The organism is Flavobacterium sp., from assembly GCF_032153895.1.
In the GTDB taxonomy this organism is placed as follows: Bacteria; Bacteroidota; Bacteroidia; order Flavobacteriales; family Flavobacteriaceae; genus Flavobacterium.
This window is the reverse complement of record NZ_JALDYN010000059.1, coordinates 1-3,424: the sequence shown is the minus strand read 5'-3', so window position 1 is coordinate 3,424 and position 3,424 is coordinate 1. Positions and strand designations below refer to the sequence as shown.

General features: G+C 39.3%; 2 protein-coding genes. One reads left to right on the top strand and one right to left on the bottom strand.

Annotated elements, in window-relative coordinates; genetic code table 11:
- On the bottom strand, nt 1-2,565 hold a 2,565-nt coding region (locus RUH60_RS11535), incomplete at its 3' end, for a UvrD-helicase domain-containing protein (RefSeq protein WP_313808456.1).
- A gap of 113 nt (nt 2,566-2,678) precedes the next feature.
- On the opposite strand from RUH60_RS11535, the gene RUH60_RS11530 reads away from it, so the two are divergent.
- Nucleotides 2,679-3,281, top strand: a complete 603-nt coding sequence (locus RUH60_RS11530; RefSeq protein WP_313808454.1) for a superoxide dismutase — start codon at nt 2,679-2,681, stop codon at nt 3,279-3,281.
- Nucleotides 3,282-3,424: the final 143 nt, after the last annotated feature.

Below are 3,424 nucleotides of genomic sequence, written 5' to 3'. Positions count from 1 at the left end.
CTGATACACTCCTTTAAAAGCTAAAAACTGAATGAAAAAAGACGACATATAATCCGTGAGTTCCCCTTTGGACGTACTATTTTTATTGGAGATGATGTACAACTGTTCTTCGGCACGCGTTAAAGCCACATACAACACATTAATATTATCCATCAGTTCTTCCTGACTTTTGGAATGGTATTCGTGCGCGGCTTTTTCGCCGTAATTTTCCACATCACGTTTGGTATCGACTAAGGCTTTGGGAATATCGAACTCGGCATCATCAAATTCCAGCCACATTTTGTTGCGTGGTTTTTTGGCGTAATCTTCTTCGGCAAACGGAAAAATCACCACCGGAAATTCCAAGCCTTTCGATTTATGAATCGTCATAATGCGAACCGCGTCATTCCCTTCGGGTGATGGAATACTGAATTTAGAACCATTATTGTCCCAAAAATCGAGAAAATCGGAAACACCTGCTTGCGTTTTTACATCGCGTTCCAATACCAAATCCATGAAATATTGCACGTAGGAAATCGTGCTTTTCTCTTTCAGAAATACGGAAACAATAGTTTCCACGGCTTCATAAAGTGATTTTTTACGGCAGTTTTTAAAGGATATTCCAATTCCTTTTTCTAACAGCCACTGTTCAAAAAGCGATTCTGATGGAATATTGATTCCTGCTTCAATAAAATCATGAACCGGCAAAGCATCCTGTTTGTATTGCGCAATGAAATACAACAACGCCGCTTTGGCTTCCTTGTCCTGACTGTTTTTCAGATAGCGGAGGACATTCAATAACAACTTTACTTCGGTCGCATTTTCAATTAATAAGGTTTCCGAAGACAAAATCGGGATATCATTTTCGGTTAAATAATTGGCTAAAGCAACTCCGGAATCTCTTTTTCGCGTCAACAATACGATATCGCGGTACTGAAAACCTTGTTCGCGTACTTTTTTAATCGTTGCTAAAGTCGCTTTTAGAAACAATTGTTTTTTGTCGTCGGTTTCTTCGTCATCTGCCGTTTCTGCTGCTTCAACTTTTGGAATAAATGAAATATTCACATAACCACCTGTTTTGGAATTGACTTCCTGAGCACTTTTGTTTTGATATAAATCTTTATAGTCTTCGTTGGAAAATGTTTCAGCTATGTTGGCAAAAAAAGCATTATTGAAGGTGATAATTTCAGAATAACTCCGGAAATTTTTCCCCAAGCGAACCACTTCTTTGTCTTTGTTGGAGAAAGGCGAATCGTTTTTACTCAATGCAATGAACTGTTCTGCTTTTCCGCCGCGCCAACGGTAAATCGACTGCTTCGGATCGCCCACAATCATCAACGAACCACGACGTTCGGACAAATCTTCCGATGCTAAAGCATTATCCAACAACGGCACTAAATTCTGCCATTGCATTTCGGAAGTATCCTGAAATTCATCAATAAAAAAGTGTGCGTATCGGTCACCTAATCGTTCGTAGATAAACGGTGCCGGCTGTTCCTGAATTTCTTTATGGATGATCGCGTTGAATTCCGAAATCGATAAAATATTCTGTTCCTTCTGAATAGATTCCAGTTCTTGTGCAATCGTATTCAATAAAGAAAGTGGCGTGATATTCTTTTGGAACGCCGTATAGAAATTCATCTTCTCGTAATTCTTGTAAGCTTTCCCTAAAATGGCAATCAACTGCGGAGCAAGGCTTTCAATAACTGCTTTATCCTTAGCTGTTTTATTGATCTGAATATCATCAACTTCGTGAAATTTCTTATGAGTACTTTTTAATTCTTTACGCTGGATATACCCTAAATGATTCGGAAACGTTCCGCGTGAGAATGAAGCCAAATCAATAGCGTTATCGGTCAGCAACTGCATCGCTTCATCCGCAAAAGAAATTGTTTCTGCCTCCAAAACCTGAATTGCATCATCCAATTTTTGCTTAATCACCAAAAACGCATCTATAGTTTTATCGTGGAAGGATGCAATTTCGTTCCGGTTGTTTTCATTGACCAACAATCTTCCCACATCAAGCAATTCGTGTGTAACGTCCCAACTTTTATCGGAATCGGTTTTACTGATGGAAAAATCTACAAGAATTTTGGTGAGCAATTCGTCTTCTCCAGCTTTGGCAATGATCGCATCGACAGCTTCTTGTAGTAATAAATCAGTTTCAAGCGACACATCAAAAGTGGGCGGCAAACCCAAATCGAAAGCAAAAGTCCGGATAACGCGGTGCGTGAACTTATCAATCGTGGAAATATCGAAAGCCGCATAATTGTGAATGATGTTTTTGATAATCGCTTTGGCTTTGTCTTTTATCGTCGCCAAGGAAAGTTTGGTGTCTTCGGCAATGTCTTTCATGAAGGCCAGCGCTTTTTCATTGGGCTGCTCTTTTGAAAATTCATGCAATGCAGAAACAATACGCGACTTCATTTCTTCCACCGCTTTGTTGGTAAAAGTGATGGCTAAGATTTTTTTGTACGCATCGTTGGTTTCAGCTAAAAGGATAATTTTTAAATATTCTTTTACCAGTGTGTAGGTCTTTCCGGAACCGGCGGAAGCGTCGTATAGGGTGAAGGCACGCGTATTCAATTTCAAACCATTTGGATTTACAATATCAGTATAGAAAATTACTATTTTCTTTTACGAAGATAAATTTATAATTTTGAATGAATTTAATTATTAATCTTTAAAATTAAAATATTATGGCTTTTGAATTACCAAAATTACCTTACGCATACGATGCTTTGGAACCACATATTGATGCGCGTACGATGGAAATCCACCATTCGAAACATCACAATGCTTATGTAACCAACTTGAATGCCGCAATTGCCGGAACGGATTTAGACGGAAAATCAATTGAAGATTTGATGACCGGTTTAGACATGAACAACATGGCGGTTCGCAACAACGGTGGCGGACACTACAACCATACTTTATTCTGGGAAATTATGTCGCCAAACGGTGGTGGTTTACCAACAGGTGACTTGGCGGATGCTATTGATGCGGCTTTCGGTTCTTTCGAAGAATTTAAAGCACAATTTGCCAAAGCTGGAGCAACGCGTTTTGGTTCGGGATGGGCTTGGTTGAATGTTAACGGTGGTAAATTAGAAGTTTCTTCTACACCAAACCAGGACAATCCGTTAATGCCAGGCGTTGGCGGCGGACAACCAATTTTAGGAATGGACGTTTGGGAACACGCTTATTACCTAAACTACCAAAACAGAAGACCGGATTATATGGAAGCTTTCTTCAATGTAATCAATTGGTCGGAAGTTGCGAAGCGTTACGCAGCAGCGAAATAAGAGAATCTTATAAAAACAGAAAGCGAACCAAATGGTTCGCTTTTTTTATTTGTATTTGTGATGTTACCAAAAATAAAAAGGTGGAATCGCTTCCACCCTTTTTGCCCCAAATCTACCATAAACTTAACCTACTAATGCTATGG